Genomic DNA, 25626 nt, shown 5'->3' with positions numbered 1-25626 from the left:
TTTTCCGGCACCTCAGAAGGCTGATAAAGCTCGAAAGCCCAATGCGAAGGGGCTGATACCGGTATTCGTTTGCGGGACTGTCTGCGAGAGGGATCTCGCAGACAAGCCCCCATGGACGGGTTCACGGCGTGTCCCGCAAACGAATACCGGTAGCAGCGCCGCCACGGAAGCGGCCACAAGGCCCCCGCCCCCACAAGGGAGCGGGGAGGAACTCTAGCGGTTCAGCTCCAGCAGCAGCGCATTCAGGCGGCGCACATAGTCCGCCGGGTCGGCCAGCTGGTTGCCGGCGGCCAGGTTGGCCTGGTCCATCAGGATATTGGTCAGGTCCGCGAAACGGTCCTCGTCCTGCTCCTGATCCAGTCGCTGCACCAGCGGGTGGGACGGGTTCAGCTCGAAGATCGGCTTGGCCTCCGGCAGCTTCTGACCGGCCTGCTCGAGGATGCGGCGCATCTGCGGGCCCATATCCTGCTCGCTGACCACCAGGCAGGCCGGGGAGTCCACCAGGCGCGTGGTCGCGCGCACTTCCTCGACGCGGCCTTTCAGGACTTCCTTGACCCGCTCCACCAGCGCACCGGCTTCCTTCTCCACCTTCTCGCGCTCGGCCTTGTCCTCCTCGCTCTCGGCGTCGCCCAGGTCCAGCGCGCCCTTGGCCACGTCCTGGAACGGCTTGCCGTCGAACTCGTGCATATGGCCGACGAACCACTCGTCCACCTGATCGGTGAGCAGCAGCACCTCTATGCCCTTCTTGCGGAACACCTCCAGGTAGGGGCTGGACTTGGCGGTGGCGAAGTTGTCGGCGCAGACGTAGTAGATGTACTTCTGGCCCTCCTTCATGCGGCCCACATAGTCCTCGAGAGACTGGTCCTGCTTGGGCTCGTCGGTGTGGGTGCTGGAGAAGCGCAGCAGCTTGGCGATCTTCTCCCGGTTGGCGAAGTCCTCCGCCGGGCCCTCTTTCATCACGTTGCCGAACAGATCCCAGAACTTCTGGTACTGCTCCGCGTCCTTTTTCGCCAGCTTCTCGAGCATGTCCAGCACCCGCTTGGTCAGGGCGCTCTTGATGGCGTCGGTGTTGCGATCCTTCTGCAGTATCTCGCGGGACACGTTCAGCGGCAGGTCATTGGAGTCCAGCACGCCCTTGACGAAGCGCAGGTAGAGCGGCAGGAACTGCTCGGCGTCGTCCATGATAAAGGTGCGCTGCACATACAGTTTCAGGCCGCGGGCGGCGTCGCGCTGGTACAGGTCGAAAGGCGCGCGGCCGGGGATGTACAGCAGGCTGGTGTAATCCAGCTTGCCCTCGACGCGGTTGTGGCTCCAGGTGAGCGGGTCGTCGAAGTCGTGGGAGATATGCTTGTAGAACTCCTTGTACTCCTCGGACTTGATCTCGCTTCTGGGGCGAGTCCACAGGGCCTGGGCGGCGTTGACTGCCTCGAACTCCGGGGCTTTTTTGTCTTCGCCCTCTTTGTCCTCGCCCTCGGCGGACGGGGCCTGCTCCTTCAGCATCTCCACCGGGATGGCGATATGGTCTGAATACTTCTTGATGATGGAGCGGAGGCGCCAGCCGTCGGCGAACTCCTTGGCATCCTCCTTCAGGTGCAGCACCACGCGGGTGCCGCGGTGCGGCCACTCGACATTCTCCACCGAGTACTCGGCCTCGCCGTGGCACTCCCAGTGCACACCCTGGTCGGCACCCAGGCCGGCGCGGCGGGTGAAGACGTCCACCTTGTCGGCGACGATAAACGCGGAGTAGAAGCCCACACCGAACTGGCCGATCAGGTGCGCGTCCTTCTTCTGGTCACCGGTCAGCTGCTGCATAAAGGCGGCGGTGCCGGAGCGGGCGATGGTACCCAGGTTCTCGATCACCTCGTCGCGGCTCATACCGATGCCGTTGTCGGTGATGGTAAGGGTGCCCTCCTCCTTGTCGAACTCGATGCGGATGCGCAGGTCGGGGTCCTCTGCGAGCAGCTCCGGCTTGGACAGGGCCTCGAAGCGCAGCTTGTCGGCGGCGTCGGAGGCATTGGATACCAGTTCGCGCAGGAAGATCTCCTTGTTGGAGTAGAGCGAGTGGATCATCAGGTGCAGCAGTTGCTTGGCTTCCGTCTGGAAACCGTGGCTCTCTTTGTGGGCCTCAACGGTCATGGATTCGTCTCCCCGTACACTTCATTCGGAACAGGGAGCAGATATAGGGGTGAGTGGCGGGGTTTCAAGGGCCGGTCGCAGAGTTCCAGCGCTGCCGCTATTCGCGGCGCCTTCGGCCCCTACACGGCGGGCAGCGGGTATAGGTATGGGGCTATTTGTTGGCCATAGCCGTGGCCAGGGTGCCGTTGCCGGTGATATCGATAACGAAATTGGCGGTCAGGTCGGCGATCACGCGCGACTCGGCGTTCATCAGAATCGCTATACCGATCTTCTGCTTCTCCGAATAGGCCACCGCGGCGCGGAAGCCGGCCACCCAGCCGCCGTGGTAGATGATGCGGTCGTCGCCGATGGTATACAGGCGCCAGCCGAGGCCGTAGCCGGCGTGGGACAGGTAGTCGCGCCAGACGCGGTGGCGCATATGCCGCTGGGTCGCGACCCGCTCGGTGGTCATATCCTCGATCACCTCGGGGGACAGCACCTTCGGGTAGTAGCCCATCTGTGCCTTCAGCCACTGCGCCATGTCGGAGATGCTGGCGTTGACGCCGGCCGCCGGCGCCGCCAGGTAGTACTCCCTCTCCACCTTCACCGGGCGCCAGCCCCTGCCGGTCTGCACATGGGGGGCGGCGCGGTTGTCGCTGGCCATAAAGCTCTCCCAGCCGACAGAGGCGTTGTCCATCTTCAGCGGGATAAAGAAGCGCTCTTTCAACTGCCGCTCATAGGTCACGCCTGTGGCCTTGTAGATCACGTCCTCGATCAGGCTGAAGAGCACATTCTGGTAGCCGTAGCACTTGCCCGGGGTACAGCGCGGGTCGATATTGGCGAACTTGGGCAGTATCTTGCTGAGCGGCTTGTTGTCTTCCAGATAGTTGTCGTAGGCGTTGGGGGTCAGGCCGGAGGAGTGGCTCAACAGGTGCTCCACCTGTAACTGCCGCGACAGGGAGGGGGTCTTGAAGCTGAGCTCGGGCACATAGCGCACCACCTTGTCCGCCCAGCTGAATTTCTTCTCGTGCTCGAGCACCGCGGCCATACTGGCGGCGAAGGTCTTGGAAACCGAGGCGAGGCGGAACACCGTATTGCGGTCCACCCTGCCTTTTTTGCCCTTGACCCGCACGCCGTAGGTGTCCATCGCCACCACCCGGTCGCCGTCGACAATCACATAGGCGCCGCCGGGAATGCCCTTTTTCTTCATCAGCAGGCGGAAATAGCGGTCGAACTCCTTGGCGCTGCTGTCGATATCCACTTCCGCCGCGCGCGCGGACAGCCCCGAGGCGCAGAGTATCAACGCCAGGCAGATTTGCAGTGCGCCACGCCGGCGCAGACAGCGGATGATAGTGGTGAACAGGTGTGTAGGTCTCATGCCGTACTTCGAGCCGCCGCGGCAATCTGGTTCCGGTACTTGTTGTAAGACTAGCAGCGGGAGGAAAGATTCTCCCCTCGTCCGCCGCCTGCATCCGCCTCCGGGCGAGGGGCTGCATTGTACCCCATTGGATGCCGGGCGGTGAGTGGCCGGCGGGGCAGAAACAGTCAGCGGCCACCCGCCGCCGGACACAAAAAAACCGCCCGAAGGCGGTTTTTCGCGAAGGGGCGCGATGCGCCCCGCTGGCGCCGAGGCTTACAGCTTGTCGGCGTTCTCGCTCAGATAGGCCGCTACGCCTTCCGGGGAGGCGTTCATGCCCTTGTCGCCTTCCTGCCAGCCGGCCGGGCAGACTTCGCCGTGCTCCTGGTGGAACGCCAGCGCGTCGACCATGCGCAGCATCTCGTCGACGTTGCGGCCCAGCGGCAGGTCGTTGACCACCTGATGGCGCACCACGCCCTCTTCGTCGATCAGGAAGGAGCCGCGGAAAGCGACGCCGGCTTCGGCCTCTACGTCATAGGCCTGGCAGATTTCGTGCTTCACATCCGCTACCAGGGTGTACTTGACCGGGCCGATACCGCCTTCGTTGACCGGGGTGTTGCGCCAGGCGTTGTGGGAGAACTGGGAATCGATGGACACACCGATCACCTCCACGCCGCGCTTCTGGAACTCCGCGTAGCGGTGATCGAAAGCGATCAGCTCGGACGGGCACACGAAGGTGAAGTCCAGCGGGTAGAAGAAGACCACGGCCTTCTTGCCCTTGATGGCTTCTTTCAGGTTAAAGGAATCGACGATCTCGCCGTTGCCCAGTACCGCCGCCGCGGTGAAATCCGGTGCTGGTTTGCCTACCAGTACTGCCATGAGAACCTCCTCAATCCAATGATGGGTTATTGATGCAAGGTGAAGTGATCAATTTATATGCAAGCGCTATAAATTAAATAAGAATTGATAGTGGGCCGCTATGATACACAGCCGTCTATTGCAGTCCCATAAAATTTTTATATGGCGTCGATAGTGGCGCAATTCCATACCTGAGACCCAATCTCCACCCCTGGTCACAAGCGTCCATCCGGTCACAAATAATACGACTAGACTGAGAATTGAGCGTCACAGAATCTTATTGACACTCATTCTCACTTGCAATACGATCTGCACACTGTCCAAATGTGAGCGAATACTACGCCAGGGTTCCAGCAACGATGTACGTGTGTATCTGTAAAGGCATTACCGACCGTCAGATCAAAGAGGCCGTCTACGACGGCTCCACTTCGGTGAAAGCCCTGCGCCGCCACCTGGGCGTCTCCTCCCAGTGCGGTCGCTGCGCCGAGCTGACCCAGGAGATTATCGACGAGACCATGGCCGGCGGCGTGATCGCGGCCGCCAACAACGGCCTGTTCTATTCCGCCAGCTAGTTTTATCCCACCCCCAGAGAGGGTGCCCCCACTGAGGCCCGGTCGCCGAAAGGCGATCGGCGCGCGACTCACCCACTCCCCTCCCCGCCGGCAACGCCCGCAACCCGCTGGACTAAGCTGACTTCACATCCGTACCCGCCGCGTCAGCGCATCCATGAAACAGTATCTTGTACACCTGGGCGAAAGACTGCGCGCCAGCTTCTGGAGCCTGCCGCTCGTGATGATCCTGCTGGCCATGCTCCTGGCCCATATCCTGCGCCTGCTGGATATATGGATAGATCCGGCGGAACTGTTCGGCCTCGACTGGCTGCGCCTGAGCGACCCCGACAGCGCCCGCGCCCTGCTCTCCACCATCGCCGCGTCCACCATCACCGTCGCCGGCACCGTCTTCTCCATCACCGTCGTGGCCCTGACGCTCGCCTCCAACCAGTTCGGGCCGCGCCTGGTGCGCAACTTTATCCGCGACCGCGGCACCCAGGCGTCCCTGGGCATCTTCCTCTCCACCTTCGTCTATGCGCTGATGACCATGCGCAGTATCGACTCACTCGGCGATGAGGCGGCCAGCTATGACCTGGCGGTGCAGGCGGGGCTGGCACTGGCCCTGATCAGCATCGGCTTTCTGATCTACTTCATCCACAACGTGGCCCAATCCATCCAGGTGGACAATATCGCCCACCGCATCAATCTGGAATTTCACCGCGCCATAGAGCGCGAATATCCGCGCTCGGTGGAAGATAGCGGCGGCGAGTTATTTGATCCGCGGCGGCTGGAGCTCGGCCGCGGCTGGATTGACATCCCCGCCGAGCGCGGCGGCTATGTGCAGCTGGTGGACAGAGCAAAGCTGATCGCGCTGGCACAGGAGTACGACTGCTGCCTGCAGATCACCTGCCACCCGGGCGCCTACCTGCACCACTGGGGCAGCATCGGCCGCATCTATCAGGCCCGCGCCAATTCCGACACACTGATCGCAAAGGTGCACGCGGCCCTGCAAATCGGCCCGCTGCCCACGGCGGAGCAGGATATCGTCTACTCGGTGCGCCAGCTGTCGCAGATCGCAGTGCGCGCCCTGTCGCCCGGCGTCAACGATCCCTATACCGCCTACTCCTGTATCGACCGCCTGATCGAGGGGTTGGGCACGGTGGTGCAGCGGCCGCAACCGCCCAATTGCTTCAGCGATGCCGAAGGGCACCTGCGCCTGCTCAGCAGCGAACTGGAATTTGCCCAGCTGCTCGACGCCGCCCTGGACGAAATCTGCGAACACGGCCGCGCCAACGGCGTCGTGATGCGCCATCTGCTCAGCGCGCTTTCGGATCTGGCCGATGTCTGCGCGCGGGAAGGCGACAAAAAAGCGCTGCACGATTACCTGCAGCGCCTCGCCGATGACAGCCCGGTTTTTATCGAGAGCCGCACCGACCTCTCGATCATCGAAGAGAACATTGCGCAAATTCAACGGAAACTGTCGAACTATTAACCCGGCAATAAAATATATGAATCCTCATATATTTCATTGCCGCCCGCGAAATACTGGCGCAGATACGCGAATCTGCTGGTATTTCGCGGGCTCGCGCCGGCCGATGGCCGGCGGCGGCATATCCCTGTGCCGCATTAACCCGTTAACCTGTTCGGTTGCCGGGTTAATAAAACAGAATCGTTTTCGTTCAGCTTCTTGGCCGAATTTGCGTTAAACCCCTTGTTTTTCCCCCTTTGCGCAAAGCCGCGGCGCGCTTGACACACCCGTGAGCGCACCGCAAACTCGCCCCCATTGCGGTTGCGACCCTACAATAATTTCAGGGCAACCGAGCAGCGGCAGACATTGTCAATCCGGCAACCAACAACAGGAATACTCTGCAGACCGATTCGCGCTCGCAGGGCCACAGGAGCAAAAGCTATGAAAGGCGATCCCAAAGTCATCGAACACCTGAACAAAGTACTGGGCAACGAGCTGGTTGCGATCAACCAGTATTTCCTGCACGCCCGTATGTACGACAACTGGGGTCTGAAAGCGCTGGGCAAGCACGAGTATCACGAGTCCATCGATGAGATGAAGCACGCCGATTGGCTGATCGAGCGCATTCTTTTCCTCGAGGGCATCCCGAACCTGCAGCACCTGGGCAAACTGCTGATCGGCGAAGACACGGTGGAAATGCTCAAGTGCGACCTGAAACTGGAGTCCAAGGCCATCCCCGATCTGCGCGACGCCATCGCCTACTGCGAATCGGTGCGCGACTACGGCAGCCGCGAACTGCTGAAAAAAATTCTCGAGTCCGAAGAGGAACACGTCGACTGGCTGGAAACCCAACTGGAACTGATCGACAAGGTGGGCATCCAGAATTACCTGCAGTCGCAGATGGAAAAGGCCTCGGAATAAGATGGTGGGAGCCTGCTTGCAGGTGAACAGCTGCGGAGCACCGGACTTTTCGCCTGCAAGCAGGCTCCTACAAGGAAAGCGCACGGGTACTCCCACAAAAAAACCGCGGCAATGGCCGCGGTTTTTTTGTCTCTGCAAAAAGGCGCTTCTTACTCGCCGCCCTCGCTCTCGGCCGCCGCCTCGTCGATCAGCGTCTTCAACTCGCCGTTCTCGTACATTTCCATAATGATGTCACAGCCGCCGATCAGCTCGCCCTTCACCCACAGCTGCGGAAAGGTGGGCCAGTTGGCGTACTTGGGCAGTTCGGCGCGGATATCCGGGTTGGACAGCACATCCACATAGGCAAAGCGCTTACCGCAGGCCATCAGCGCCTGGGAGGCGCGCATGGAAAAGCCGCACTGAGGTGCGTTGGGGCTGCCTTTCATATAGAGCAGTATGGCGTTGTCGGCGATCTGCTGCTTGATGTTCTCCAGTGTGTCCATAGGGATGACTAACCTCGGGTAGTGGAAGTGTTGGGTAAAAATGCTGCGCCGGGCAGTTGCGCGCTGGCCGGCATTGTAACCCAGTGTGGCGCCGGGTACGAAAAGCCGGATGATCGGCGGGAAGCCCGGAAAAACGATGGCCTCCATGCCTGGCGCGACATCGCCCATATGGTAGTATTGCCGGCCTCCCGGGGAAACTGCGGAGCGTAGCCGGTCGCACCGAATTATCTGCGGAAATCCCGTTTTTTCAGCGCCACCACAATAGGAGACAGGCAGTGGCCACACCCGCACTGATGCAGAACTACGGAGACAGGACCCTGACGCTGACCAGGGGCGAGGGCAACTACGTGTGGGATGACGCCGGCCGACGATACCTGGACGCCCTCTCCGGTATCGCCGTCTGCGGGCTGGGCCACTGCCACCCGGCGGTGACACTGGCCCTGCAGGAGCAGGCCAACACCCTGCTGCATGTGTCCAACCTGTACAACATCCCGGCGCAGGAGCAGCTGGCGGACAGGCTGGTGTTCCTGTCCGGCATGGACAATGTCTTCTTCTCCAACTCCGGCGCCGAGGCCAACGAGGCGGCCATCAAGCTGGCGCGCAGACTCGGCAACGAGCGCGGCCTGGCGCTGCCCAGGATTGTCGTGATGGAGGGCGCCTTCCACGGCCGCACCCTCGCCACCTTGACCGCCACCGGCAATGAAAAAGTGCAGCAGGGCTTCGCGCCGCTGCCGGAGGGCTTCCTGCGCGTGCCCTTCGACGATGTACCCGCGATCGAGCGGCTGGCCGCCAGCCACGACGACATAGTCGCGATACTGGTGGAGCCGGTGCAGGGAGAGGGCGGAATCCGCGTGCCGGCCAGCGACTATCTGAACAAACTGCGCGCCCTCTGCGACAAACACGACTGGCTGCTGATGCTGGACGAAATCCAGACCGCCAACGGCCGCAGCGGCAAGCTGTTCGCCTACCAGCACGCCGGTATACTGCCGGATGTGGTCACCACCGCCAAAGGTCTCGGCAACGGCGTGCCCATCGGCGCCTGCCTGGCGCGCGGTGTGGCGGCGCAGCTGTTCACCGCCGGCAGCCACGGCTCCACCTTCGGCGGCAACCCGCTGGCCTGCCGCGCCGGCCTCGCGGTGCTGGAAACCCTGGAGCGCGAGTGGCTGATCGAGCGCGCCGAACGGCTCGGCCAGCGCCTGCTGCAACAGCTGCGCCTGCGGCTGGGGGACTGCGCAGCGGTCAGGGAGGTGCGCGGCCTCGGGCTGCTGGTCGGCATAGAACTCGACCGCCCCTGCGCCGAACTGGTGGACATGGCGCGCGCCGAGGGGCTGCTGATCAATGTCACCGCCGGCAATGTGGTACGCCTGCTGCCGCCGCTGACCCTGACCGACGACGAGTGCGAGCGGATCGCGAATACGGTCAGCGCACTGATTCAACAATTTGCCCGGTGCGGCCTGACTTAAGAGGGGAAACGACTTATGGCCACCAGACACTTCCTGACCCTGCTGGACCTGTCCAGGGATGAACTGATGGGCGTTATCGAGCGCGCCATCGAACTGAAGGCGCTGCGCGCCCAGGGCATCACCACCGAGCCCTTCCGCGACAAGGTGCTCGGCATGATCTTCGAGAAGTCCTCCACCCGCACCCGCGTGTCCTTCGAGGCGGGCATGGCGCAGATGGGCGGCAGCGCCCTGTTCCTGTCCCCGCGCGACACCCAGCTGGGCCGCGGCGAGCCGATCGAAGACAGCGCGCGGGTCATCTCGCGCATGGTGGACATGGTGATGATCCGCACCTTCGGCCACAACGTGCTGGAGCGCTTCGCCGAGTACTCGCGCGTGCCGGTGATCAACGCCCTGTCCGACAGCTACCACCCGTGCCAGTTGCTGGCCGACATCCAGACCTATGTGGAGCACCGCGGCAGCCCGGCGGGCAAGGTGGTGGCCTGGGTCGGCGACGGCAACAACATGTGCCACTCCTATATCAACGCCGCGCGCCAGTGCGACTTCGAGCTGCGCATCGCCTGCCCCGAGGGCTACGAACCGGACGAGTCGATCGTCTCCGCCGCCTCCGACCGCGTCACCATAGTGCGCAAGCCGGTGGACGCGGTGCGCGGCGCGGACTGGGTGGCCACCGACGTCTGGGCATCGATGGGCCAGGAGACGGAGCAGCAGATCCGTATCAAGGCCTTCGAGGGCTTCCTCGTCGACCACGAGCTGATGAGCCACGCCAACAGCGACGCGGTGTTTATGCACTGCCTGCCGGCGCACCGCGGCGAGGAGGTGAGCGGTGAACTGCTGGAGGACGAAAACATCTCCGTGGTCTGGGACGAGGCGGAAAACCGCCTGCACGCGCAGAAGGCGCTGATGGAATTCCTGGCGGAGAACAGCAAGTAACTGCCCACTTTTCCGCCGGCGTTTTGCCATTGCGCAAAAATCGATCGCGACCATGGGCCGCTCCTACAGAATTCTGAAATATCTCCCCCCGTAGGAGCGGCCCATGGCCGCGATCGCCCCCCGATCAAATTTCACGCAGGGATTAAATAGACGCCAAGAAAACTGTGCATCCGAGTACCACTTTGCTCAACGACTAGACAGGACGAAACAGTTATTGCCACGATTAATTTAGGGGGCGGTTACTATTAAAAAAAATTCTTAAAAATCCCCCCGGACAAAAAGCCGCTGTACACGATTCAACCACCCCCAGTAACGGCGGGCGCTGGCGCCAAAGTGGCCACTGACCTTCACCGCCTACCCACAATTTATCCACAAAAAACCACGAAGTTATTCGCCTTGAATTAGCCCCCCCACCGCATTATCTTGTAGCGCAGTCGAGACGCCACCCCAATATGTTGGGGTGCGATCCGGTAAGGACCCCAATTCAACGGAGCCGAATCCGGCGCGGCGCCCCACCCACAGACCGTGGCCGGTGGTGCCGCCAGTCAGACAGAGCTTTTCAAAGCGATTCAGAGGTAACAGGCGGAACGGACTCTCCGCCGCAGGCACTCGGAGGTCGCGCCCTCAGGCGCCGCCGCCGGCAAAGCGGCCTGTTCCCATCCCGGCTCGAGCCCAGCGCGACGAGTTTGCGGGAAGCCTGGGAAAAACGACGGACCCGTTCCGCACCCTGCCCGCCGCCGGGGATCACCCGTTCGGCGGCGCTGTTCAACAGGCAGTAGCGGAAAAAACAACAGTACAAATCTTGCGGAGATCTTCATGCACACAGAGACAGGGCGCTCTCAATCCGTGCCTTCAGAAAATGCGGGCACTTCCAAGGATCAGGCCAACGGCGGCACCAGCCTCGCCGCCACCGCGCCGGGGCAGATACGCGTTATCAAGCGCAACGGCACCGTAGTCCTCTACGATGACAGCAAGATCTCCGTCGCTGTCACCAAGGCGTTCCTCGCCGTCGAGGGGGGCACCGCCGCGGCCTCCAGCCGCATCCACGAAAAGGTGGGCGAACTGGTTGCGCAGATCAGCGCCACCTTCAAGCGCCGCATGCCCTCCGGCGGCACCATCCATATCGAGGAAATCCAGGACCAGGTGGAACTGGCGCTGATGCGCGCCGGCGAACACAAGATCGCCCGCGACTATGTCCTCTACCGCGAGGAGCACGCCCGCCTGCGCGCCGAGAAGGAAAAGCAGGCCAAGGCCGCCCAGCCCGCGGACGCCCACCCGAGTATCCGCGTCAAGATGGAAGACGGCAGCCTGGTACCGCTTGACATGGAGCGCCTGCGCACTATCGTGGCCGAGGCCTGCGAGGGCCTGAAGGACGTGGACGGCGAGGCCATCCTGAACGAGGCGCTGAAAAACCTCTACGACGGCGTCTCCGAAACCGATATCAACACCGCGCTGGTAATCACCGCGCGCACCCTGGTCGAACAGGAGCCCAACTACACCTACGCCACTTCCAGCCTGCTCCTCGACAAGCTGCGCAGCGAGGCCCTGCGCTTCCTCGGCGTGGCCGAGCGCGCCACAGCGCACGAGATGGAAAGCCTCTACGCGGCGGCCCTGCCCGCCTATGTCGCCAAGGGTATCGAGCTGGAACTGCTGGACCCGGCACTGGCCACCTTCGACCTGGAGCAACTGGGCGCGGCACTCAAAGCCGAGCGCGATCACCAGTTCACCTACCTGGGCCTGCAGACCCTGTACGACCGCTACTTCCTGCACTCTGACGACACCCGCTTCGAGCTGCCGCAGATCTTCTTTATGCGCGTCGCCATGGGGCTGGCCATCAACGAGGACGACAAGAACGCGCGCGCGATCGAGTTCTACAACCTGCTCTCCTCCTTCGACTACATGAGCTCCACGCCGACCCTGTTCAACGCCGGCACCCTGCGCCCGCAGCTGTCCTCCTGCTACCTGACCACGGTACCGGACGACCTGCACGGCATCTACGGCGCCATCCAGGACAACGCCATGCTGTCCAAGTGGGCAGGCGGCCTCGGCAACGACTGGACCCCGGTACGCTCGCTCGGCTCCTACATCAAGGGCACCAACGGCAAGTCCCAGGGCGTCGTGCCCTTCCTGAAAGTGGCCAACGACACCGCGGTGGCGGTCAACCAGGGCGGCAAGCGCAAGGGCGCCGTGTGTGCGTACCTCGAAACCTGGCACCTGGATATCGAGGAATTCCTCGAGCTGCGCAAGAACACCGGCGACGACCGCCGCCGCACCCACGACATGAACACCGCCAACTGGGTGCCGGACCTGTTTATGAAGCGCGTCTTCGAAGACAAGGAGTGGACCCTCTTCTCCCCGGCGGACTGCCCGGACCTGCACGACCTGTACGGCAAGGCGTTCGAGGAGCGCTACGAGCACTACGAGCGCCTGGTCGCGGAAGGCAAGCTGAAGCTGCACAAGAAGATCCGCGCGGTGGACCTGTGGCGCAAGATGCTGGGCATGCTGTTCGAGACCGGCCACCCCTGGATCACCTTCAAGGACAGCTGCAACCTGCGCAGCCCGCAGCAGCACGCCGGCGTGGTACACAGCTCCAACCTGTGCACCGAGATCACGCTGAACACCAAGGCCGGTGACGAAATCGCCGTGTGCAACCTGGGCTCGGTGAACCTGGCCCAGCACATCAACGATGCCGGCGAACTGGACCGGGAAAAACTGGCCCGCACCGTCAAGACCGCCGTGCGCATGCTCGATAACGTCATCGACATCAACTACTACTCGGTGGAGACCGCGCGCCAGTCCAACATGCGCCACCGCCCGGTGGGCCTGGGCCTGATGGGCTTCCAGGACGCGCTGTACAAGGCCGGCATCTCCTACGCCAGTGAAGAGGCGGTGCAGTTCGCCGATACCACCATGGAGGCGATCAGCTACCAGGCCATCTCCGCCTCCAGCGACCTGGCGGTGGAGCGCGGCAAATACCAGAGCTACGAGGGCTCTCTGTGGAGCAAGGGCATACTGCCGCTGGACTCCATCAAGATACTGGCCGAACAGCGCGGCGAGCAGTTTATCGAGCAGGACACCAGCGCCACCCTGGACTGGGACAGCCTGCGCGAGAAGGTGAAGAAACAGGGCATGCGCAACTCCAACGTGATGGCGATAGCCCCGACCGCGACCATCGCCAATATCACCGGCGTCTCCCAGTCCATCGAGCCCACGTACCAGAACCTGTACGTGAAGTCGAACCTGTCCGGCGAATTCACCGTGGTCAACCCCTACCTGGTGCACGACCTGAAGGATCGCGGCCTGTGGGACCAGGTCATGGTCAACGACCTCAAATACTATGAAGGTTCTGTGCAGAAGATCGACCGCGTGCCGGAAGACCTGAAGGCCAAGTACCGCACCGCCTTCGAAGTGGAGCCGCGCTGGATCGTCGACGCCGCCAGCCGCCGCCAGAAGTGGATCGACCAGGCCCAGTCCCTGAACCTGTACATCGCCGGTGCCGACGGCAAGAAGCTGGACCTGACGTACCGCATGGCCTGGTACCGCGGCCTGAAGACCACCTACTACCTGCGCGCCCTGGCCGCCACCACCACGGAGAAATCCACCGTGAACAGCGGCACCCTGAACGCGGTCAGCGCAGGCGGCAGCGGCGTCGCGGCCGCACCGGCGGCGGCCCCGGCGCAAGCGGAGCCGGCCCCGGCAGCCGTGCCCAAGGCCTGCTCCCTGGACGACCCGGACTGCGAGGCCTGCCAGTAAAGGCCACCCGCCCGAGTAAAAAGAACGCTCGGGGGAGAGCGTCACTAGAACAGGCGAATGCCCGGAAACGCGGAGCTCCGGCTCCGCAAATCGGCGATAGCCGAGCAGAGAAACTGAAAACACCAACTACCGAACACACAAAGAAAAGACGGATCAAAAGGCCAACTATGCTGAGCTGGGACGACTTCGACACACAGCCCCAAAAATCCACCAAAGCCACCGAACCGCGACCGGCGCCGGAGACGCTGCAAAAAGAAGTATCCGAGCCGAGCCCCGCCTACGAGGCTACCAGCGCTCCGGCGTCGCCCGCGGCCCAAACCACGCCTTCGAGCGCGGCGCCCTCCTCCGCCGTCGAAGCCGCGCGGGCCGCCGTAGCCGAGATGGACCCGGCCCCGGGTCTGGAAGAACTGGAGATGGGCGCCGCCCGCATCCAAGTGGACGAAAAGCGCATCATCAACTGCCGCGCCGACCTGAACCAGCTGGTGCCCTTCAAGTACGACTGGGCCTGGCAGAAATACCTCGACGGCTGCGCCAACCACTGGATGCCGCAGGAAGTGAACATGAACAAGGACGTGTCCATGTGGAAAGACCCCAACGGTCTGACCGAGGACGAACGCCGCATCGTCATGTACTCCCTGGGCTACTTCTCCACCGCCGATTCCCTGGTGGCCAACAACCTGGTGCTGGCCATCTACCGCCATATCACCAACCCGGAGTGCCGCCAGTACCTGCTGCGCCAGTCCTTCGAGGAGGCCATCCACACCCACGCCTACCAGTACTGCGTGGAGTCCCTGGGCATGGACGAGGGCGAAGTGTTCAACATGTACCGCGAGGTGCCGAGCGTGGCCAAGAAGGCCGCCTGGAGCCTGTCGCACACCCAGGCCATCGGCGATCCCACCTTCAAGACCGGCACGCCGGAAGCCGACCAGGAACTGCTGCGCAACCTGATCGCCTTCTACGCCGTCACCGAGGGCATCTTCTTCTACTGCGGCTTCAGCCAGATACTGTCCATGGGCCGCCGCAACAAGATGACCGGCGTCGCCGAGCAATTCCAGTACATCCTGCGCGACGAATCCATGCACCTGAACTTCGGCATCGACGTGATCAACCAGATCAAGCTGGAAAACCCGCACCTGTGGACGCCGGAATTCCAGCAGGAAGTCACGCAGATGATCCTCGAAGGCATGGAACTGGAAGTGGCCTACGCCCGCGACACCATGCCCCGCGGCGTGCTCGGCATGAACGCGAACATGATGGAGGAATACCTGCACTTTATCGCCAACCGCCGGCTCTCGCAGCTGGGCCTGAAAGAACAGTTCCCGGGCGCCCAGAACCCCTTCCCCTGGATGTCCGAGATTATGGACCTGCGCAAGGAGAAGAACTTCTTCGAAACGCGGGTTATCGAATACCAGACCGGCGGTGCGCTTCAATGGTAAGAACAGCCAAGAAGCAATAAGCAGGGACAACTACAATAAGTAGTCGCTCACAGGAAGAGAGGTATTGAAAGCGGGCGAAAGCCCGCTTTTTTTGTGTTCCCCAAAAATGATCTGCCGAACTATCAAAACACAGAGGAAACAGGCCAAGATCACGAGACGCGTCGTCTATCCACGGCAGGATTTTCCTAAGTCATTGACTTTAAATGGGCACCACTTATGATCAAACTACAGCAATTCAGGTTACTAAACGCGACGCGTCCTGTTTCTACGCAAAACCCTTTTGATGAGGGTCGATAAATAATTGAAAATAATAAATTTCTTGACCCACCTTCATTTCCACACCATGGATAGACGATGACTGGATATAAAGACGCGTCTTTTGAATAAACTGTTAGGAATAAACATGGAAACCGATCCGCAGAATGTTGGCTTAGATGCAATTGGAATAGCCATCGAGAACGGAGAACTCGTGTTTGGCGAAAAATCGAAGGGCGTGGACTTCGATCGGGCCTGTGATCATATAGTGGTTTTGCTTCGCGATGCAGTTTCTTGCTTCGAGCGTGATTCCTATGGAACCGCGGTATTCCTGGCTATTACGGCAATCGAAGAAATCGCGAAAGCCGAGGTAGGCTTGTACCGCAGAGAAAAAAATATCAAACCAACGAAACGAGGGAACGATAAACTATTCAATCATGCAGCTAAACATCAAATGGCAATTCTTCCCACCGTATTAATGGGTAAGCGGTTAGAGGATACGCTTGGGGAAGAACGCTGTAAGGGGCTCCTGAAAGAGGCTACAAATGGCGAATTTCGTAGTCTTCGTGAGGATTCCCTTTACTTCAGCCGTTCTGACGGCCAATCCGTCACTCCGCGTGATTTGATCTCCAGAAGCAAGGTAAGAGAAATACTGCTGCTTGCCATTGAGGCTGGTGATGATCGGCTAGTGGGCTATACCGGGCACACAGGGCTGATTGAGCAGAACATACGGGGTCAGGTCAACATACGGGGTCAAGCCTTACAATTTACATGTGAAATGCAAGGCCTGCAAACATTCACACCCTGGCCTACGAAAAGATGGTCGTCGACTATATCGGGCATTTGAATGACCAGCAGAGCCTGGTTCAAAATCTTCGCCGGATCAGGAGACACCTGGAAGAAGGCGACCGCATCCTTTTTATGCGTGAAGAGAAGCAGCTGGCCTATAAAGAGAAAATGAAACTATTGGCATGAAGTATTTCAGACTTCAAGAAGTGAGCAGCGTCTTTGGCCTTCTGGAGATCGACTCTTGTAAGATCACTGAAGCCTACGACGACGATATCTTTGATGAGTTGAGGGAGGCCTCGGCACCGATTGGCGGGAACTGGCCCGATTGTCACGGTGTTTACTATGATATGACGACAACCGGCAGCAAGGTTATTGAGGAAGTTCCCGATATCTATATCTGGAATAGTTCTTCGCTGGCACTCTCCCCAAAAGCCATGTCTGCCCTCGAAGGCCTGATCGGTCCGTTTGGCGAGTTCCTGCCTTTCCAGTGTCAGAACAGACAGTTTCACCTGTTTGTCGTTCATGCCATGGTCGAGGCAGACGAATCGGTTTCTGCAAAGTTGCATGACGAGTTCGGGGAAACAGGAATCAAGAGCCTGGGTTTCCGCGCTGAGTCAGTGGGAACCAAGCCGCTATTTAAGACGGGTTTCGATTCCTGCACCCATCTGTACTGCACAGAGCGATTTAAAGATGCCTGTGCCAACAAGGGTCTGCGCGGCCTGGTATTTCACGAAGACCTGTCAAGCACTATTGGGGAAGTCCTATAGCGACAGGGATTCCCTATCCTAGCCAGTCGAGACGTCACCTGATAGCAATGGTTCGCTGTCGCGGACTTTTCCACCCCCTCCTCCGGCGCGATCAGGGATATTTGGGTCAGAGTAAATTTTTGACACCGAAATCAACTTCTCTTAGAAAACGGATCAAATCAACATCTTGATATTGAATCACCAGAAAACATGCGCCAGAATTTTACCCACTCCTATTTGCCTATCAAATTCAGGCCGATTCAGCTTTAACCCTGTACCCATGAACATACAGCGAGAATATCAATCCACTAAAGATTGATGGCGCTCCGAGTAATGACGGCCGCCTCTCCTGAAAAACACCCCCGGGAGCAACAAAATAATGAAACGAATCCTAGTAAAAATTTTTGCCGGGTATATTCTACTGAACCTGCTTCTGGCCGCGGTTTTCGTGTCAGCCGGCGGCCTGCAAATGCTCAAGAAACCGGCAATTCCGCCAGCAGGCCCCACACCGTCACTGCAATCCGACTTGGCATTCTTCCACGATGTCGTTCTTGCCAACGAAAAGGATATTACTCCCGAGCAAGCTGCGCGATTCTCAAGCATTGTTGAAGAAGCTCCAACCCCCACCACGGCTGACGATCTGACGCTTATCGCACTATGGGCATTGGCTGTTTTCGACAACGCCCATACCACAGTGCTGACAACGAAGATGTATCGCCTCCCACTGCGCTTTCACTGGACCGCTGACGGCCTGATTATCGTTAAGGCGCGGCCAGAGTATGCCCATCTGCTGGGCCACCGCATCCTCTATCTGGGAGGAAAGACTCCTGAATCCATGATCCAGGAGACAGCCACATTAACGGGAGGCGGAACGCCAGCCTGGCAGCGATATCGCAGCCAGTTCTTGTTTTCCGCCCCAAGCGCGCTCGCGCTTCTCGGTGCCGATGTCCATCAGCAATCGGTCGAGCTGCGCACACTGGGTCCGCAGGGCTTGGAGACGACGGTAGTTCTCGAGGCCGACAAAACCATCATGCCGGGCGACCCGTTCTGGGACTTCCGCAACACTTTCCCAGACGATGAGCATTTCAATACTAAAGGCTGGGCTTCGCTTCTACATCGGGATCAGGCGCTCCCGCTATACCTGCAGGAGAGTGAAAAGCTACATTTACTCCGGGAAATCCCGGATCACGATGCCGTATATGTGCGCATGAACGCAAGCTTTGCGGACAAGTCAGAATCTCTAGACCAATTTGAACAGCGAATAAGCCAGCTCGTTTCTCAGGAAGAGCCAAACAATATTATTGTCGACTTTCGATACAACAGGGGTGGCGACTACACAAAGGTCCTTCCTATTGTGCGGTCACTATCCGGTGCAGTGCCCCCCTCGGGCAGGCTCTATTTGATCGTTGGGCCCAACACGTTTTCTGCCGGAATTATTGCCGCCAGTCAGTTCAAACGCTTCGCGAAGAGTCAGCTAACGGTCGTTGGCAGTGAAATTGGAGATAAATTGCGCTTTCGGGCCGAAGGCTTTTACCCAACGCTGCCAGAATCCGGCATTCAACTGTATTTGACCAAGGCCTGGACAGATCTCGTTCATGGTTGTGGGTGGTTCGATGACTGCTGGCCGCCCAACAAGCTACTCTTGGAGGGGATAGGATCACTGGAAATCGATATACCGGTGGAAAACACCTGGGATTCTTATCTCAACGGCAAGGATCTTGTGATGGCGGCAGTGCTGGAAGATATCGGGGAAAACCGCAAATAAATAGCAGCATAGGGTGAATTCCTGACATTTACATATGGCAATGTCAGACAATCAACATTGAGGGCAGGATCAACTTTTTTTGAAAAAGCCTTGATCGCTCACTGCCTGGAAATATTACAATCGGGCAAAGGCGCAAGCAGCCGGTTACAGTGATCGAAACCAATCCCTTAGTTGGCCAATATTGGATAAAAGATGGACGAAATTAAGCAGAAAATTGCACTTTTCATCGATGCGGACAATGCCCCGGCAGGAAAGTTCGAAGATGTCCTGAGTGAGGTGGCCAAATACGGTGTGGTCACTATTCGCAAGGCCTATGGCAACTGGAAGTCACCGACGCTCAGGGCCTGGGAGGAGCTGCTGCACGAGCACGCCATCCAGCCAGTGCAGCAATACGACCTGACCAAGGGCAAGAATGCCTCCGATATCGCCCTGGTGATCGATGCGATGGATGTGATGTACACCAAGGATATCGACGTGATGTGTTTCATCTCATCGGATTGTGACTTTACCCCGATGGTGACCAGGGCCCTGGCGGAGGGCAAGGTGGTGCTCGGGTTTGGCGAGCGCAAGACGCCGCCGCCCTTCGTGAACGCCTGCTCCAAATTCCTCTTCCTCGACCAGTCGGAAACGGTCAAGGAGAAGAGCGGCGAAAAGCGCAAGAACATCAAATCGGATGCAAAATTGATCACCCTGCTGCGGCATGCCATCGAGGCCACCGAGGACGACGATGGCTGGGCCGAACTCGGCGCGGTGGGCTCCAACATCTCCAACAGGACCTCATTCGACTGCCGCAACTACGGTTTCAAGAACCTGAGCAGCCTGTTCCGGGCCATCGACCTGTTCGAATTGAAACGGGGCCAGGGCAAGTCCTACCTGGTCAGGGATACCAGGAGAAACAAGAAGAGCCAGTAGTATTGGCGCCAATCGGCATCCAACAGTCACCAGGGGCAGATCAATAGGCTGGCGTTGAACCAGCAAAGCAACCACGCGCCAAGATTTTGAACAGCTGGCCCCATTTTTTAAACTTGCTTGCTAGTATCGACGTCTCGCGCCGCCAATGGCCCGCCCGGGCACCGTGTATCCTGCCACTGTGGCGCCGTCGAATTGGAGCTCGATTTACCGCAGGGCCTGGTGGATATCCGCCGCAGCGATTGCTCCCTGTGCCGCAGGAGAGGCGCCATTGGCGCCTCGGTGTCGCTGGACGGCATTCCCACCTACGACGGCGCCAATCATCCGGCGGATCGGTAGGCGCAATTTCACAGACCAAGTGCAGACACCCCACAGCGAGGGTCAGCATCGAAGAGATGCAGTCATGATTCGCAAAGCGCGCAGTGACGATGCCCAGGGTATCGCGGCAATCTACAACCACTATGTCGAGAACACCTGCGTCACCTTCGAAATAGAGCCGGTGGCGGCCACGGAAATAGCCCGTCGTATCGAGGAATGTGAGGCCGACAATCTTCCCTGGCTGGTGGCGGAAGACGATGGCCAACTGGTAGGTTACTGTTACGCCAGCAAGTGGAAGGGACGTTGCGCGTATCGGTATTCGGTGGAAGTTACGGTGTATCTGCACCCCAATGCCACGGCGAAAGGCTGGGGCTCCAGGCTGTATGCCGAGCTTCTTGCGCAGCTGAAGTTGCGGAGAATACACGCGGTAATCGGTGGTATCGCGCTGCCGAATGCCGCCAGTGTCGCGCTGCACGAGAAGTTCGGCATGGAGAAAGTGGCCCATTTCAAGCAGGTGGGCCGCAAGTTTGGACAGTGGGTGGATGTGGGTTACTGGCAGTGTTTTCTTGAGACCTGAATCGGCCTGAACCTGAAACTCATGGCTGTCCGGCGATCTGCTTCAGCGCGTTACGCGGGCGCTTTCCTGGCCAGAAAAATCGTATGTCGCGCCCCCTTGCCCGGGCGCTCGCGCACCGTCCTGGCCTCCGCGTCAAAGCCGGCCTCCCTCAGCCGCCGGACGTATAGCCTGTCGGGGCCCGCCGACCACACCGCCAGCATGCCGCCCGGCGTCAGGCTGTTGTAGATACTGCTGGTGCCGTCGACGGAGTAGAGCCAGTTGTTGTCGCTGTGGGTCAGCCCCTCGGGGCCATTGTCGACATCCAGCAGCACGGCGTCGTAGGCACCGTCATGCCTTTCCAGCAGCTCGCGCACGTCGCCGATATACACAGTGCAGCGGCTGTCGTCCAGTGGCCGCCCGGCGCAGGCCCCCAGCGGCCCGCGATTCCACTCCACTACCTCGGGGATCAGGTCGGCGACAATGACCTCGGCATCGGCCGGCAGTACCTCGAGGGCGGCGGCCAGCGTGTACCCCATGCCCATGCCACCGACGACCGCGCGGGCTTTCTTATGCCTCTTCAAGTGGGCGCAGCCCAGCAGCGATAGCTGCCGCTCACTGTTGAAGCGGCGGCTGTTCATCAGTTCGCCGCGGGGGCCGGACAGGGAGATGGAAAACTCCTGATCGCGCTGGCGCAGTGTGAGTATGCCGCCGTTGTTGGGAATAGGGGCGGTACCGAGTTCGATCCAGGGTTTCATGGCGTATGCTCGCGGTGGGGGGAGATAGGGCGAGCAATGTAGCATAAAACCTCGCCGTATTGGTTACCGAATGCCATTCTGGTCGGGACTTATGTTTTACATGTAAAGCATAATATTTAGCCCTACTCGGAACAGAGCAATATTTAAATAATCTTTTTTGTTACGATTTATCAAAGGATATAGCTTGTTGTCTACCAGCTAGTAGATAAGCTGAAATGGATTGCCGATCGCATGTCGGTAATCAAGGATGCGAGGGATTCCATAGCATGATCGAATACCAATACAACGAAGAGAAAACTGTTGCCCTTTACTTCTCAGACCTCCTGGATGATACCCTGTCCAAGGAGATTTTAACCAAGGGCTTTGTCACGTCAAAAGAGGAAGCTATTCATTTGAGCAGGTTCTTCTGGGCTGTGGTCAATAAGTCAGCTGAAGAGAAAGTGACTTTACCCTGTGAGGGAAGCCCCCAGTATTGGACCGAGAAACTCTACAATTCACTCGGTGGCTACCTTGAGCGCGCAGGATATGAAGATCAGTGGAACGAAGAGGTCGATAAAGCATAGGGTAAACATTTAATTTACTGCTTCTGCAAATTACCGCGCAAAAAAATACTGCCGCTCTAGCCAAGCGAAACATCGCCGTCTTGCAATAACGCACTGTCCGCGGCCTTCTCCGCCCCCTCCTCCGGCGCGATCAGGCTGACGATCTGCCAGTCGGCCGCAAGCTCGAATTCGTGTGAGACCGTATTGATATGCACCCTGCCCTGCGGGTCCAGCGCATAGAGTCGCGTGGCGCGGTTGCCGTAGGTTTCCCGGTAGTCCTCGATGGTGAAGGTTTCCGTCAGGCGCGTGGTCCTGATAGTCGCGCCTTTCGCCACCAGGCTGGCGAGGCGGCCGTAGGTTGCGTTCTCCGAGAAGAGTTCCAGTTTTTTTGCGTAGTCCTCCGACACCCGGTGGCTGGCCCGCTCCTCCCGCGCACCCTGGCTCAGCCCCAGTACCGAGCCCTTGCCCAGCAGGTGCTCGAAGTGATAGGCCACCAGCGGGTTCAGCTGCTTGTAGGGCGACAGCACCAGCACCTTGCCGACCGTGGAGAGATCCATCGTCAGGCTGGCGTGCTCCGAGACCGGGTTGCCGTAGTAGGTGGGGATATTTTCCATGCGCGCCTCGCTGATCGCGTCCCAGTTGGTATCCGCGACAACGACGGGAACGCCCTTGTCCATCAGGTCTTTGGCCAGCAAGCGCGCAAACCTGCTGCCGCCGAATATCAGGTAACCGTTCGGGTAGCGAGCGCGCACGCCCAGCAGCTTGGCAATGCCCTTGGAGGTCAGGCTCTGCAGGACGACGGTGGCGATAATCACCAGAAACACCATCGGCACCAGCAGTTCGGACTTTGCCAGCCCCAGCGCATCCAGTTTCAGCGCAAACAGCGAGGACACCGCCGCAGCGACGATGCCGCGGGGCGCAATCCAGCTGAGCATCGCCAGCTCGCGCCAGTTCAACCCCGAGCCCGGGGACGACAGGAACACCGACAGCGGCCGCGCGACGAACATGATCGCCGCCAGCACCAGCAGCGATCCCCAGCCCAACTGCGTCAGCGTGAACAACTCCACCCGCGCAGCCAGCAGGATGAACAGCGCCGAGATCAGCAGTACGCTGAGGGTCTCCTTGAACTCGAGAATATCGTCGACATCCAGGCCCTTCATGTTCGCCATCCAGATACCCATCACGGTCACCGTCAGCAGTCCGGATTCGTGGGCCATCAGGTCGGAGGCGGCATAGGCACCGAGCATCAGCGTCAGCACCGCGGTATTGCGCAGGTAGTGGGGTACCCAGTTGTTCCTGAGCAGCGTGCCGAGAAAGTGCCCCATCAGGGAGCCGAGCCCGAGGCCGATCGCCACTACCTGCAGCAGAATCACCAGCGTGTGCTCGACGGCATCCTGCGCGGCCACAACATACTCGTACACCAGCACCGCCAGCAGCGCGCCGATCGGGTCGATAACGATCCCCTCCCAGCGCAGGATATTGGAGATGCGCGTATTCGGGCGCACCGAGCGCAACATCGGCATTATGACCGTCGGCCCTGTCACCGTGACGATGGCACCGAAGAGCGCCGCCAGCTGCATCGGCATACCGAGCACATAGTAGGCGGCGGGGGTCGCGATCAGCCAGGTCACCAGCGCACCCAGCGTACACAGATTGCGCACCATGGTGCCGTGCCCGGCGAGATCCGACAGCTTCAGCGTCAGCGCCCCCTCGAACAGGATGATCGCGACCGCCAGTGACACCAGCGGGAACAGCAGGTCGCCGAACAGGGCATCCGGGTCGAGCACGCCGGTCACAGGCCCGAGCGCGAGCCCGGCCACAAGCAGCGGCAGTATCGCCGGCAGCTTGAGCAAGTACGCCAGGTACTGACACGCAATCGAGACGATGCCCACCATCACCAGCAGGGCCATTGGATTCGAGAGAATTTGTTCCATAGCGGGGATCAGCCGATTGCGATAGATACTTGAGCGCGGGATTATACGTCAGCGAATCGCCGCCGTAATTCAATGACTCGGGCCCGATGTCATGCGCTACGCCCCCACCCGATTGCCAGCGCCGAGGAAGTACCTGCACTTGCGGCGATGCATCGGGAAAAGCCAGAGGCCATAGCGAAATTGGTGCAAGTATCTCCGCCGCCCAACAGACAGAAAAAGAAGACGTCGTTATGGGCGCGGGCGCCAATACCCGGTAAGCTTTCCTCAGGCGCCATTCCCTTGCGGGCCTATTTTGGCCAAATGGCCACCAACCATTTTCGTTGCCGGAGTCACCATGAATCAGCCTGATAGCCGTTCCTGGCTGGACAAATTACCCGCGGCCTTCCAGGCCTACCGCAATGGCCGCAGGCTGGATGAGGTGGAGTGCATCGTTCCCGACCTGAACGGCATGTCCCGCGGCAAGGCGATGCCGCTGAAGAAGTTCTCTCCGGAGACGCCGATCTTCCTGCCGATTTCCATTTTCTACCAGACCATCACCGGCCAGGATGTGGAAATGGATATCGTCAACCAGTGGGCCGAGAGCGATATGCTGCTGGTGCCGGATATGTCGACGGCGATGGCGGTGCCCTGGGCCAAGCAGGCCACGCTGCAGATCATTCACGACCTGCAGGATCGGGACGGCAAGCCGATTTTCTGCGCGCCGCGGAATATTCTCAAGCACGTTATCGGCCTGTATAAACAGCGCGGCTGGCGGCCCGTGGTCGCCCCGGAGCTGGAGTTCTACCTGACCAAGCCGAATATCGACCCCAATGAGCCGATACAGCCGCCAGTCGGCCGCAACGGTCGCTCCGGCACCGCGCTGCAGTCCTATTCGATGTCCGCCGTCGATGAATACGGCCCGGTGATCGATACCATCTACGATTATGCCGAGGCCGCCGGCCTGCAAATCGACTCGGTGATCCAGGAGGACGGCGCCGGTCAGGTGGAGTTCAACCTGACCCACGGCGACCCGCTGCTGCTGGCGGACCAGGTTTTCTACTTCAAGCGCATCATCAAGGAGGCGGCGCTGAACAACAATATGTTCGCCACCTTTATGGCCAAGCCGATGCGCGACCAGCCCGGCAGCGCCATGCATGTGCACCAGAGCGTGGTCGATGTCGCCAGCGGGCAGAATATCTTCTCCGATGGCGACGGCAATGCGACAGACCTGTTCCGCCACTTTATCGGCGGCACGCAGAAACACCTGCGGGAAGTAATGCCGTTGATTGCGCCGAACGTCAATTCCTACCGGCGTTTCGAATCGGAAGCCAATTCCAGTGCGCCGACCAATCTCGCCTGGGGTTACGACAACCGCGCCACCGGCCTGCGGGTGCCGCACTCCGGCGCCCAGGATCGCCGCCTGGAGAACCGGGTGATCGGTGTGGACACCAATCCGTACCTGTCGATCGCCGCGAGCCTGGCCTGCGGCTACCTGGGCATGGTGAGTCGAATCGAGCCGGGCGCGCCGGCGGAGGGCGAGCTGGATGACGGGCAGCGTGCGGAGTCCTATATCCCCACCACCTTCGACGAGGCGCTGCGTATCTTTGCCGATGCGGACGACGTCCACCAGGCGCTCGGGGAGGACTTCTGCCGGCTGTATGCGGAAGTCAAGAAGGAAGAGCTGCGCCAGTTCCACCGCGAGATCTCACCCTGGGAGCGCGAGCACCTGTTGCTGAATGTGTAG

General features: G+C 60.0%; 21 protein-coding genes. 15 read left to right on the top strand and 6 right to left on the bottom strand.

Features of this window, described 5'->3' with window-relative positions; genetic code table 11:
* Window positions 1-213 precede the first annotated feature (213 nt).
* The 3 genes from htpG to ACXAF3_RS03390 form a co-directional block, all read right to left on the bottom strand.
* Window positions 214-2136 carry a molecular chaperone HtpG gene (gene htpG, locus ACXAF3_RS03400; RefSeq protein WP_475110873.1) on the bottom strand — a complete coding sequence of 641 codons (1923 nt, stop codon included), beginning with the start codon at window positions 2134-2136 and terminating at the stop codon, window positions 214-216.
* A gap of 151 nt (window positions 2137-2287) precedes the next feature.
* A complete protein-coding gene (locus ACXAF3_RS03395) occupies window positions 2288-3493 on the bottom strand; it encodes a serine hydrolase domain-containing protein (RefSeq protein ID WP_475110872.1) in 1206 nt (401 codons plus the stop codon).
* Window positions 3494-3748: 255 nt separating this feature from the next.
* Window positions 3749-4351: a peroxiredoxin gene (locus ACXAF3_RS03390; protein ID WP_475110871.1), complete on the bottom strand. Its 603-nt coding sequence runs from the start codon at window positions 4349-4351 to the stop codon at window positions 3749-3751.
* A gap of 338 nt (window positions 4352-4689) precedes the next feature.
* Here ACXAF3_RS03390 and ACXAF3_RS03385 point away from each other — a divergent pair, with 338 nt between their 5' ends.
* The 3 genes from ACXAF3_RS03385 (at window position 4690) to bfr (ending at window position 7270) form a co-directional block, all read left to right on the top strand.
* Window positions 4690-4902 carry a bacterioferritin-associated ferredoxin gene (locus ACXAF3_RS03385; protein ID WP_475110870.1) on the top strand — a complete coding sequence of 71 codons (213 nt, stop codon included), beginning with the start codon at window positions 4690-4692 and terminating at the stop codon, window positions 4900-4902.
* Between the two features lie 154 nt (window positions 4903-5056).
* Entirely contained in the window at window positions 5057-6373 is a 1317-nt protein-coding gene (locus tag ACXAF3_RS03380; protein WP_475110869.1) for a DUF2254 domain-containing protein, read from the top strand.
* A 417-nt stretch (window positions 6374-6790) separates the two neighbouring features.
* Window positions 6791-7270, top strand: a complete 480-nt coding sequence (gene bfr, locus ACXAF3_RS03375; RefSeq protein ID WP_475110868.1) for a bacterioferritin — start codon at window positions 6791-6793, stop codon at window positions 7268-7270.
* Window positions 7271-7419: 149 nt separating this feature from the next.
* Here the strand turns inward: bfr and grxD are convergent, their stop codons facing one another.
* Entirely contained in the window at window positions 7420-7752 is a 333-nt protein-coding gene (gene grxD / locus ACXAF3_RS03370) for a Grx4 family monothiol glutaredoxin (protein ID WP_475110867.1), read from the bottom strand.
* A 275-nt stretch (window positions 7753-8027) separates the two neighbouring features.
* On the opposite strand from grxD, the gene ACXAF3_RS03365 reads away from it, so the two are divergent.
* The 10 genes from ACXAF3_RS03365 (at window position 8028) to ACXAF3_RS03320 (ending at window position 20693) form a co-directional block, all read left to right on the top strand.
* Entirely contained in the window at window positions 8028-9215 is a 1188-nt protein-coding gene (locus ACXAF3_RS03365; protein ID WP_475110866.1) for an acetylornithine/succinylornithine family transaminase, read from the top strand.
* Window positions 9216-9230: 15 nt separating this feature from the next.
* Window positions 9231-10145: an ornithine carbamoyltransferase gene (gene argF / locus ACXAF3_RS03360; protein ID WP_475110865.1), complete on the top strand. Its 915-nt coding sequence runs from the start codon at window positions 9231-9233 to the stop codon at window positions 10143-10145.
* Between the two features lie 816 nt (window positions 10146-10961).
* Window positions 10962-13898 carry a ribonucleoside-diphosphate reductase subunit alpha gene (locus tag ACXAF3_RS03355; protein ID WP_475110864.1) on the top strand — a complete coding sequence of 979 codons (2937 nt, stop codon included), beginning with the start codon at window positions 10962-10964 and terminating at the stop codon, window positions 13896-13898.
* Window positions 13899-14065: 167 nt separating this feature from the next.
* The gene (locus tag ACXAF3_RS03350) at window positions 14066-15334 is read left to right on the top strand and encodes a ribonucleotide-diphosphate reductase subunit beta (RefSeq protein ID WP_475110863.1); all 1269 of its coding nucleotides are present in this window, start codon (window positions 14066-14068) and stop codon (window positions 15332-15334) included.
* Window positions 15335-15737: 403 nt separating this feature from the next.
* Complete coding sequence (locus ACXAF3_RS03345; protein ID WP_475110862.1) at window positions 15738-16436, top strand: AbiV family abortive infection protein; 699 nt, start codon at window positions 15738-15740, stop codon at window positions 16434-16436.
* Between the two features lie 124 nt (window positions 16437-16560).
* Window positions 16561-17145: a hypothetical protein gene (locus ACXAF3_RS03340; RefSeq protein WP_475110861.1), complete on the top strand. Its 585-nt coding sequence runs from the start codon at window positions 16561-16563 to the stop codon at window positions 17143-17145.
* A 358-nt stretch (window positions 17146-17503) separates the two neighbouring features.
* Window positions 17504-18889: a S41 family peptidase gene (locus ACXAF3_RS03335; RefSeq protein ID WP_475110860.1), complete on the top strand. Its 1386-nt coding sequence runs from the start codon at window positions 17504-17506 to the stop codon at window positions 18887-18889.
* 192 nt (window positions 18890-19081) lie between these two features.
* A complete protein-coding gene (locus ACXAF3_RS03330) occupies window positions 19082-19801 on the top strand; it encodes an NYN domain-containing protein (RefSeq protein ID WP_475110859.1) in 720 nt (239 codons plus the stop codon).
* A gap of 192 nt (window positions 19802-19993) precedes the next feature.
* Window positions 19994-20137: a hypothetical protein gene (locus ACXAF3_RS03325; RefSeq protein WP_475110858.1), complete on the top strand. Its 144-nt coding sequence runs from the start codon at window positions 19994-19996 to the stop codon at window positions 20135-20137.
* 64 nt (window positions 20138-20201) lie between these two features.
* Complete coding sequence (locus ACXAF3_RS03320) at window positions 20202-20693, top strand: arsinothricin resistance N-acetyltransferase ArsN1 family B (protein WP_475110857.1); 492 nt, start codon at window positions 20202-20204, stop codon at window positions 20691-20693.
* A 50-nt stretch (window positions 20694-20743) separates the two neighbouring features.
* Here the strand turns inward: ACXAF3_RS03320 and ACXAF3_RS03315 are convergent, their stop codons facing one another.
* Window positions 20744-21427 carry a spermine/spermidine synthase domain-containing protein gene (locus ACXAF3_RS03315; protein WP_475110856.1) on the bottom strand — a complete coding sequence of 228 codons (684 nt, stop codon included), beginning with the start codon at window positions 21425-21427 and terminating at the stop codon, window positions 20744-20746.
* A gap of 266 nt (window positions 21428-21693) precedes the next feature.
* Between ACXAF3_RS03315 and ACXAF3_RS03310 the strand changes: the two genes are divergently transcribed.
* Entirely contained in the window at window positions 21694-21990 is a 297-nt protein-coding gene (locus ACXAF3_RS03310; protein WP_475110855.1) for a hypothetical protein, read from the top strand.
* A 56-nt stretch (window positions 21991-22046) separates the two neighbouring features.
* On the opposite strand, the gene ACXAF3_RS03305 is transcribed toward ACXAF3_RS03310, so the two are convergent.
* Window positions 22047-23903 carry a cation:proton antiporter gene (locus ACXAF3_RS03305; RefSeq protein ID WP_475110854.1) on the bottom strand — a complete coding sequence of 619 codons (1857 nt, stop codon included), beginning with the start codon at window positions 23901-23903 and terminating at the stop codon, window positions 22047-22049.
* A gap of 334 nt (window positions 23904-24237) precedes the next feature.
* On the opposite strand from ACXAF3_RS03305, the gene ACXAF3_RS03300 reads away from it, so the two are divergent.
* Window positions 24238-25626 (top strand): glutamine synthetase family protein, encoded by a 1389-nt coding sequence (locus ACXAF3_RS03300; RefSeq protein WP_475110853.1) that lies wholly within the window; start codon window positions 24238-24240, stop codon window positions 25624-25626.

It is taken from the genome of Microbulbifer sp. ABF4_143 (genome assembly GCF_056160225.1).
Note: the sequence above shows the minus strand (reverse complement) of the source record. Positions and strands in the feature narration are given on the sequence as shown.

What these genes read in the sequence shown, in the direction of transcription:
- ACXAF3_RS03310 (WP_475110855.1), top strand. Translation starts at nt 21,694, where the DNA reads ATGATCGAATACCAATACAACGAAGAGAAAACTGTTGCCCTTTACTTC.
- ACXAF3_RS03300 (WP_475110853.1), top strand. Translation starts at nt 24,238, where the DNA reads ATGAATCAGCCTGATAGCCGTTCCTGGCTGGACAAATTACCCGCGGCC.
- ACXAF3_RS03305 (WP_475110854.1), bottom strand. Translation starts at nt 23,903, where the DNA reads ATGGAACAAATTCTCTCGAATCCAATGGCCCTGCTGGTGATGGTGGGC.
- bfr (WP_475110868.1), top strand. Translation starts at nt 6,791, where the DNA reads ATGAAAGGCGATCCCAAAGTCATCGAACACCTGAACAAAGTACTGGGC.
- ACXAF3_RS03350 (WP_475110863.1), top strand. Translation starts at nt 14,066, where the DNA reads ATGCTGAGCTGGGACGACTTCGACACACAGCCCCAAAAATCCACCAAA.
- ACXAF3_RS03355 (WP_475110864.1), top strand. Translation starts at nt 10,962, where the DNA reads ATGCACACAGAGACAGGGCGCTCTCAATCCGTGCCTTCAGAAAATGCG.
- ACXAF3_RS03320 (WP_475110857.1), top strand. Translation starts at nt 20,202, where the DNA reads ATGATTCGCAAAGCGCGCAGTGACGATGCCCAGGGTATCGCGGCAATC.
- grxD (WP_475110867.1), bottom strand. Translation starts at nt 7,752, where the DNA reads ATGGACACACTGGAGAACATCAAGCAGCAGATCGCCGACAACGCCATA.
- htpG (WP_475110873.1), bottom strand. Translation starts at nt 2,136, where the DNA reads ATGACCGTTGAGGCCCACAAAGAGAGCCACGGTTTCCAGACGGAAGCC.
- ACXAF3_RS03335 (WP_475110860.1), top strand. Translation starts at nt 17,504, where the DNA reads ATGAAACGAATCCTAGTAAAAATTTTTGCCGGGTATATTCTACTGAAC.
- ACXAF3_RS03380 (WP_475110869.1), top strand. Translation starts at nt 5,057, where the DNA reads ATGAAACAGTATCTTGTACACCTGGGCGAAAGACTGCGCGCCAGCTTC.
- ACXAF3_RS03345 (WP_475110862.1), top strand. Translation starts at nt 15,738, where the DNA reads ATGGAAACCGATCCGCAGAATGTTGGCTTAGATGCAATTGGAATAGCC.
- ACXAF3_RS03315 (WP_475110856.1), bottom strand. Translation starts at nt 21,427, where the DNA reads ATGAAACCCTGGATCGAACTCGGTACCGCCCCTATTCCCAACAACGGC.
- ACXAF3_RS03390 (WP_475110871.1), bottom strand. Translation starts at nt 4,351, where the DNA reads ATGGCAGTACTGGTAGGCAAACCAGCACCGGATTTCACCGCGGCGGCG.
- ACXAF3_RS03330 (WP_475110859.1), top strand. Translation starts at nt 19,082, where the DNA reads ATGGACGAAATTAAGCAGAAAATTGCACTTTTCATCGATGCGGACAAT.
- argF (WP_475110865.1), top strand. Translation starts at nt 9,231, where the DNA reads ATGGCCACCAGACACTTCCTGACCCTGCTGGACCTGTCCAGGGATGAA.
- ACXAF3_RS03385 (WP_475110870.1), top strand. Translation starts at nt 4,690, where the DNA reads ATGTACGTGTGTATCTGTAAAGGCATTACCGACCGTCAGATCAAAGAG.
- ACXAF3_RS03340 (WP_475110861.1), top strand. Translation starts at nt 16,561, where the DNA reads ATGAAGTATTTCAGACTTCAAGAAGTGAGCAGCGTCTTTGGCCTTCTG.
- ACXAF3_RS03395 (WP_475110872.1), bottom strand. Translation starts at nt 3,493, where the DNA reads ATGAGACCTACACACCTGTTCACCACTATCATCCGCTGTCTGCGCCGG.